Consider the following 6,577-nt stretch of genomic DNA (forward strand, 5'->3'; position numbering starts at 1 on the left):
TAGCCCATGATGACGGCTAAATATTGAAGTAGACGCCGACCTGCTAACCCCGGCGGCGGCTGGGCCGTTCACCGTCGGGCTAAGCCAGGCCCGTCTGCCGCCGGAGGTCAGGGTGGGCGCACGGGCCGACGGCCGCCCTGACCGTCGCAGCCAGGTGAAAGATAAGACCGTTCCGCTTTATCGACCCCTGGTGGCGGTGGGGGGGTGATACCGACAGCGATGAGGAGGTGCATTTTCGCGCCCGCAAGCTGATGGTGGGCGCCAGGCTTAACGGTCTGCTTATCACCGCCGTGGTGCGCGGGCGGCGTACCGCCACAGACCAGCTGTGGGCACCGGGCCAGCGGGTACGGATAAAGAGCGAGCCACACGGTCTTGACGGCATTTTACCTGATGCACCGACGTTTCAGAGGCGGGCGCGGCCTGCCTCTGCAGACCCTGCTGACGCTGCTGACGCTGCTGACGCTGCGCGAAAATGGCGTCTGGTTGCCAGATGCGCTGCCCGGAAGCAAACGGGTGAGCAAGGTCAAGGGCCAAAAAGGTGCAAAAACGTTATGGCAAAGCTGGGAGCAGATAGATGGCTGACCTGATAGCACACACATCGACCACCGTATTCGCCGTGCCCTGGGCGGCTTGCGTCTGCCCTACCGCGCGGTATTGAGTCGCATGACGCTCACCGGCGGCGTCCAGACCGCCCAGGTCTCGGGACTGGCCGGGGAGAATACGCCGGACGTAAAGCTGTTCCAGCACTACGGCCTGACCTTTGGGGCCGCCGCCGCCACCATGGCGGTGGTGTTGCCGGTGGGCGGCCGTACCCGCCATAGTATCGTGATTGCCACCGAACACAACACCTACTACCGGCTGCAAGGGCTGGCAAACGGTGAGGTGGCGCTCTACAGTGACGAAGGTGCCAAAATCGTTATCTGGCGCGAAAGAATTATCGAGGTGGAATACGACGAGTATCGGGTTAAATGCAAACGCTATCAGGTTCAGGCCGAAGAGCGCGCCGGCAGCGAGACGCCGATGCTGTCAACCTCACAGGCACTGACCGCCGAGAGGCCTATCAGCGGCCACGGCGGTATGACGATTAACGGCGGCGACGGCGCGGTGGCGCGCTTTGCGGGGGATATTGAGCACCAGGGCGGGCCCCTGCGCAGCGCCGAGGTAAAAATCAACGGCATCCGGCAAAGTGGACACAGGCACCCGACACCTTCCGGGCTGTCTGACGGACCGGTTAACGGGTAAGATAGCGTCGCGGCTCGCGACGCACACCACCGTACCAGTTACCCTCTACGCCCGCGTCACTCCTCCCGCACCGTCGCTTACTTTACCCTGACGCCATGGACGCACTGATTGACAGCCAGACCGGTGATTACACCGGCACTCGCACCACTGACCTGCATAACGCGTTCTACCTACGCCTGATGACGCCGCGCGGGCAATATTGGGCTGACCCACAGCTGGGGCCACGTTTGCACGAATTGGCGCGGGCCAAAGACTCGACCGCCACCCGGCGACTGGCCCGCAATATGCCGAACAGGCATTGCAACCACTGCTGGCCGATAACCGTGCCCGCCGCATTGACGTCCGAGTCAGCCGTCCGGCACAAGGTGACCTGCGGCTGCATATCGACGTCGTGGCCGCCAACGGCAATTTGCAAACCATTACTCACCCGGTAAAGGTCATTTAAACGGAATATCACCACGGCGCTCAGCGCCGCCACCCATACCGAGATTACCGACACACTCTTGCACGATATCCGCAACCAGTTGCCGGACGCCGATACCGGTCCCGACAGTGACTACACGGACACGGTGCGCGCGAACGCCATTGCCAGCGCGCTGCAGGGGCTATACCGCACCAGCTGTGGATAGTGCGGCAAATGTTCCCGGACACCGCCGACCATGACTATCTGGTAATGCACGCCCGCACGCGCAACCTGACCTCGAAAGCAGCTACCCCGGCCGGCGGCGAAGTACGCCTGACCGGCAACCCCGGCGCAAACATTACCGGCCTACTGCAATTGCGTCCCACCGGCAGCCGTCAGCGCTACCAGACCACCGCGCCGGGCACGATAGACACAACGGGTAGCCTGAGATTGCCCGCCCGCGCGCTGCAAAGCAGTACCCAGGGCAATCTGGCGGACAATACGCCGGTGACGCTGCTGATAACCCCAGCCGGTGTTGACAGCAACGTCATTATCGCCCGCATGGTCGGCGGCAGCGAGGCCGAATCCAACGCCGCCCTGCTGGCACGTCTGCTGGAGGTGATACGCCGTCCGCCGGCGCGCGGCAATCAATACGATTACCATCGCTGGGCGGTGTCCCTGCCCGGCGTCACCGAAGCCCATATCTACCCGCTGCGCCGGGGCTACGGTACGGGTGGATGTGGTGATAGTCACCCATAACGACCTGCCGTCGCCGGAGACGCTTAAGGCGGTGCAGCGCTACCTTGACGAGATGCGCCCGGCCACCGCGAAAAACTGTCTGGTACCGCCCCCGAGGTGGTGAAAGCCGGTATCACGGCCAGGTCAGCATGAGCAATCTGACGCTGGAGGCCGCGCGCAAACAGATTACGGCCGCGCTCAGTGACTATTTTAACCGCCTGGCCCCCAGTGAGGTGGCGGTCAGAACCCAGCTGGGGGCGCTGATATCCGAGGTGGACGGCGTGGTGGACTATCAGTTGCTTGCCCCCAGCGCCAATCTGGTGCCGGTGGTGAACAAGCAGACCGTGCAGTGGATACGCGCAGGCACCATCACAGTAGAAAAAATGCCATGAACAGCCGCGATTACGCGCAGCTGCTCAATACCTTGCTGCTACCGAAAAGCTATGCGCTAACCGGCAAGCGACTCGGTGTCGAACTGCAGGTCGAGGGGAAGAGCCTGGCACAGCTGGAAATCTGCGCCGGCGAAGTGGCTGACGGTATCACGCTTTTTCTGGCAGTCGGGCTGCTGGTCGACTGGAAGCGGATGTTGGGAATTTTCCCCGACAGCAGCATGACGCTACAGCAACGTCGCCAGCAGGTACTGACCAGGATTAACGCCACTGGCGGCCTGAGCCGGTAATACTTTATCAGCTCGGCCAAATCGCGGGGTTACCGCGTTACCATCGACGAGTCGGAGCCGTTCCGCGCCGGCATTGGCCGAGCCGGCGAGCGTATCTGGGTGCCGGAGATTATCTGGCTGTGGATAGTCAATATCGATAACGCACAGGTGCCTGTCTACCGCTTCCGCGCCAGTGGCTCGGTGGCCGGGGAAAAGCTGCTGACCTTTGGGCAGAACCTGATTGAAGGGCTGTTTAAGGACCTGAAACCCGCGCACACCCAAGTGGTGTTTAACTACAGGGAGAAAACGCGCCCATGAAGGATATTATCGCGGCGAGTGGCAGCGAGAACGGGCTATTTCATGACGGCGCGCCGGCCGGCGACGTCAGGGGGACCGTGGTCTACGCCCAGTGGCTGGACGCCATGCAGGGGGCGGTCATCGATACCCAGACCGAGCAGAGAAATATTCTGACGGCCGCCGGAATGCAGCCCAACCCGGCGCAACATAACCAGTTGGCCGAGGCCATCAAGGGGCTGATTGCGCAAGCCCGGCAGGAGAATGAAAAACGCAGCCTGCTCAGGAAAAACAACGGCGTGGACATCCCGGATAAGGCGGCGTTCGTGGTCAATCTGTGGTTAAAAAATACCGTTGGCCAGGCACAAAACGCACTGGACAAACGTACCGGTGGCACGGTTAACGGCAGTCTGCAGATCACCCATTCGGTCAATGTCGGCGACAGCGATTCAGGGCTGATTGCCAATGGCAAAGGCGGCGTGGCGCTGTACATCAACAATGTCAAAACCGGCGAATGGAATACCCAGCGCCTGCATTGGGTACAAGACCTTGAAGTGGGTGAAAACTGACCGCGCCAGTGGCGGAGCGATCTTTGGCAAAGCCGTCTCGCTATCCGGTGGCGGCCATCTCACGGATATTCTCCATTTTTATGGCCGGGGGCAAAGCGGCAACGAGACACGTTCAGGTGAATGCCGCTATTACCCTTATCCAGGCAATCCCATGAGCACGGAATTTTACGGTGCCGATGTGGTGAGCAGTCATTATGAACATCGCCTTATTATTAATCGCGGTGGCGGTAACATTAAGTGGTTCGTTTTTAAGGATGACGGTAGCGCTTATGCCATGCAGAGGCACTGGCAAAATAACTCGGACCGGCGGATAAAAAGCGATATTGCGAAAATAGAAAATGGCCTTGCAAAAGTCGAAACGCTGACGGGCTATACGTATGTCCTTGCCGAACATCGCTAGGCGGGTGTGATGGCACGGTTGTCAAGAATGTAAAAGCCGTCGCCTATGGCAGCATATCCGCCTTGCTGATGGAAGCAATAAAAAACCTGTCCGCGAAAGTGAAAGCGCAGCAGGCAGAGATTGAGGCACTGAAAACCGTAATGCGCTCAGCGCTGGACGTAGCCGAATCACCGGCACAGACTCAGAATATGGATAATGACGGGGAGACACCCTAAATGAAAGAGATTATTTCGCCAATCGACACTGCCGATGGCCTGTTCCATGATGGCGACCCGTCTACCGGTGCTGAGGGGACGGTGGTGCACGCCAAATGGCTGAATGCCATGCAGGGGGCGATGATTGACACCCAGACGGAGCATAAGAATATTCTGGCTGAGGTGGGCATGAAGCCCGATGGCAGCCAGTCGGTACAGCTACTGACGGCAATTAAAGACATTGCAACAAGTATTGCGGCAGAGACCAGTGCCAGTATCCTGCCTGTCGGTGCCCCTATCGCCTGGCCGTCAGATAACATTCCTGCAGGTTATGCCCTGATGCAGGGACAGACATTTGATAAAAGTAAATATCCGAAATTGGCAATAGCATACCCATCAGGGATCATTCCTGATATGCGTGGCTGGATGATCAAAGGCAAGCCGGAAACGGGCGCTCAATCCTGAGTCAAGAGTAGGATGGCGTCAAATCTCACAGTCACGGAGCTGTGGTATCAGATACGGATTTAGGCATAAAAAATACCAGTATTTTTGACCATGACTATTAAAGAAACTAGCGTTTTTGATTATGGCACAAAGACCAGCAGCCATAATGGCGATCATACGCATAACTATACCGCTAAAGCGTAAGCAAGTGGCGACAGTACTTGGATTCATTGCGTGGATGCTCAGGTTTCTTATGGTGATTACAATAAAACCACGCATAGCGCCGGTGGGCATACTCACTCTGTTGGAATAGGCGCACACAATCATATTGTTGGCATAGGTGCTCATTCACATACTGTCGCTATTGGCTTACACGGGCATGTCGTTTCAATCACGCCAACGGGAAATAGTGAAAACACGATTAAAAATATCGATTTTAATTATATCGTGAGTCTAGCTTAATCATGGATTTTAATCCGTCAGACATCGCAAAAATCATTACTGTATTTAATTATCTTGCTGATACAAAAGAATTCATTGGCAAAGGCAACGCATGGCTCCCCCCTGGTATAGGATTACCAGCTTACTGTACAGACATTGAGCCACCAGAAAAAAAAGATGATTTTTGCTTGGTTTTTAGTGAGAAAGAAAATAAGTGGCATCAGGTGGAAGACCACCGAGGACAAGTGGTATATTGTATAAAAACAGGACAAGCTATAAAAATAGACGCTCTTGGAGCAGTTCCTAATAACACGACGCCGTTAGCCCCAGGGGTGATTTTTTCAAATGGGATGGTCTCGCTTGGATTGTAGTGGCACACTGAATTTGGTTACCTGAACAGAGCTGATATGCTCACCTCAGAACAATACGGGTGCACCAATAAAAAGAAAAAATTTTAGTCCTGGATTCAAACGCGAATCCGCTCAACTAGTTTTCGACCAAAATTACACCGCCGCGCAAGCAGCAAAAGCCATGGACGTCGGCCATTTCTACGATGACGAAATGGGTAAAACAACTGCGTGATGAGCGACAGGGGGAAACGCCAAAAGCCTCTCCCATAACCCCGGAATAAATCGAAATACGTGAGCTCAAGAAGAAAGTACAACGCATTAAAATGGAAAAATGAAATATTAAAAAAGGCTACAGCGCTCTTGATGTCAGACTCCCTGAACAGTTCTCGTTAATCGGGAAACTCAGAGCGCATTATCCTGTGGCCACACTCTGCAACGTGTTCAGAGTTCATCGCAGCAGTTACAAATACTGGAAAAGTCGTCCTGACAGGCCAGACGGCAGGCGAACGGTATTGCGCAGTCAGGTTCATGAACTACACAGTATCAGCCATGATGCAGCTGGCGCGAGAAGTATCGCCACCATGGCAACCCAGAGAGGCTTCCGGATGGGGCGCTGGCTCGCAGGCAGGCCCATGAAAGAGCTGGGCTGGTCAGTTGTCAGCAGCCGACGCACAGGTATAAGCGTGGCAGTCAGGAGCATGTTGCGATCCCGAATTATCTTGAGCGCCAGTTCGCTGTAACGGAGGCAAAGCAGGTATGATGCGGCGAGGCGACGTATATTTGGACCGGGAAACGCTGGGCATAACTTGCGGTTGTTCTTATCTGTTCGCGAGGAAACCGGTGG

At 56.3% G+C, this 6,577-nt stretch carries 12 protein-coding genes and 3 pseudogenes; all 15 read left to right on the forward strand.

The window, feature by feature from the left end; genetic code table 11:
• Positions 1–251 precede the first annotated feature (251 nt).
• Positions 252–326, forward strand: a pseudogene (locus tag ACTBDU_RS15610) (hypothetical protein); the annotation flags it as partial.
• A 46-nt stretch (positions 327–372) separates the two neighbouring features.
• Positions 373–582 (forward strand): hypothetical protein, encoded by a 210-nt coding sequence (locus tag ACTBDU_RS15615; protein WP_438807115.1) that lies wholly within the window; start codon positions 373–375, stop codon positions 580–582.
• Positions 583–630: 48 nt separating this feature from the next.
• Positions 631–1,242 (forward strand): phage baseplate assembly protein domain-containing protein, encoded by a 612-nt coding sequence (locus tag ACTBDU_RS15620; protein ID WP_438807104.1) that lies wholly within the window; start codon positions 631–633, stop codon positions 1,240–1,242.
• Between the two features lie 298 nt (positions 1,243–1,540).
• A complete protein-coding gene (locus ACTBDU_RS15625; RefSeq protein ID WP_438807105.1) occupies positions 1,541–1,687 on the forward strand; it encodes a hypothetical protein in 147 nt (48 codons plus the stop codon).
• A gap of 192 nt (positions 1,688–1,879) precedes the next feature.
• On the forward strand, positions 1,880–2,404 hold the full coding sequence (locus ACTBDU_RS15630) for a baseplate J/gp47 family protein (RefSeq protein ID WP_438807106.1): 525 nt from the start codon (positions 1,880–1,882) through the stop codon (positions 2,402–2,404).
• Positions 2,388–2,507, forward strand: a complete 120-nt coding sequence (locus ACTBDU_RS15635; RefSeq protein ID WP_438807107.1) for a baseplate J/gp47 family protein — start codon at positions 2,388–2,390, stop codon at positions 2,505–2,507. The genes ACTBDU_RS15630 and ACTBDU_RS15635 overlap by 17 nt, the downstream gene beginning before the upstream one ends.
• Positions 2,508–2,532: 25 nt before the next feature.
• Complete coding sequence (locus tag ACTBDU_RS15640; RefSeq protein ID WP_438807108.1) at positions 2,533–2,775, forward strand: hypothetical protein; 243 nt, start codon at positions 2,533–2,535, stop codon at positions 2,773–2,775.
• Complete coding sequence (locus tag ACTBDU_RS15645; RefSeq protein ID WP_438807109.1) at positions 2,772–3,062, forward strand: putative phage tail protein; 291 nt, start codon at positions 2,772–2,774, stop codon at positions 3,060–3,062. The genes ACTBDU_RS15640 and ACTBDU_RS15645 overlap by 4 nt, the downstream gene beginning before the upstream one ends.
• Positions 3,063–3,161: 99 nt before the next feature.
• The gene (locus ACTBDU_RS15650; RefSeq protein ID WP_438807110.1) at positions 3,162–3,359 is read left to right on the forward strand and encodes a hypothetical protein; all 198 of its coding nucleotides are present in this window, start codon (positions 3,162–3,164) and stop codon (positions 3,357–3,359) included.
• A complete protein-coding gene (locus ACTBDU_RS15655; RefSeq protein ID WP_438807111.1) occupies positions 3,356–3,904 on the forward strand; it encodes a hypothetical protein in 549 nt (182 codons plus the stop codon). The genes ACTBDU_RS15650 and ACTBDU_RS15655 overlap by 4 nt, the downstream gene beginning before the upstream one ends.
• Positions 3,894–4,304, forward strand: a complete 411-nt coding sequence (locus ACTBDU_RS15660; protein ID WP_438807112.1) for a tail fiber domain-containing protein — start codon at positions 3,894–3,896, stop codon at positions 4,302–4,304. Before ACTBDU_RS15655 ends, ACTBDU_RS15660 begins: the two co-directional genes overlap by 11 nt.
• 68 nt (positions 4,305–4,372) lie before the next feature.
• Positions 4,373–4,519 (forward strand): hypothetical protein, encoded by a 147-nt coding sequence (locus ACTBDU_RS15665; RefSeq protein WP_438807113.1) that lies wholly within the window; start codon positions 4,373–4,375, stop codon positions 4,517–4,519.
• Positions 4,520–4,765: 246 nt separating this feature from the next.
• Positions 4,766–5,404: pseudogene (locus ACTBDU_RS15670) on the forward strand (phage tail protein); the annotation flags it as partial.
• A 2-nt stretch (positions 5,405–5,406) separates the two neighbouring features.
• Positions 5,407–5,754 (forward strand): hypothetical protein, encoded by a 348-nt coding sequence (locus ACTBDU_RS15675; RefSeq protein ID WP_438807114.1) that lies wholly within the window; start codon positions 5,407–5,409, stop codon positions 5,752–5,754.
• Between the two features lie 67 nt (positions 5,755–5,821).
• A pseudogene (locus tag ACTBDU_RS15680) lies at positions 5,822–6,535 on the forward strand (transposase); the annotation flags it as partial.
• Positions 6,536–6,577: the final 42 nt, after the last annotated feature.

The sequence above is a fragment of the Sodalis sp. (in: enterobacteria) genome (assembly GCF_051710625.1).
In the GTDB taxonomy this organism is placed as follows: Bacteria; Pseudomonadota; Gammaproteobacteria; order Enterobacterales; family Enterobacteriaceae; genus JBPESN01.

Excerpts from the sequence above, each read along its gene's own strand:
- ACTBDU_RS15630 (WP_438807106.1), top strand. The coding sequence starts at position 1,880 with ATGTTCCCGGACACCGCCGACCATGACTATCTGGTAATGCACGCCCGC.
- ACTBDU_RS15640 (WP_438807108.1), top strand. The coding sequence starts at position 2,533 with ATGAGCAATCTGACGCTGGAGGCCGCGCGCAAACAGATTACGGCCGCG.
- ACTBDU_RS15675 (WP_438807114.1), top strand. The coding sequence starts at position 5,407 with ATGGATTTTAATCCGTCAGACATCGCAAAAATCATTACTGTATTTAAT.
- ACTBDU_RS15665 (WP_438807113.1), top strand. The coding sequence starts at position 4,373 with ATGGAAGCAATAAAAAACCTGTCCGCGAAAGTGAAAGCGCAGCAGGCA.
- ACTBDU_RS15655 (WP_438807111.1), top strand. The coding sequence starts at position 3,356 with ATGAAGGATATTATCGCGGCGAGTGGCAGCGAGAACGGGCTATTTCAT.
- ACTBDU_RS15645 (WP_438807109.1), top strand. The coding sequence starts at position 2,772 with ATGAACAGCCGCGATTACGCGCAGCTGCTCAATACCTTGCTGCTACCG.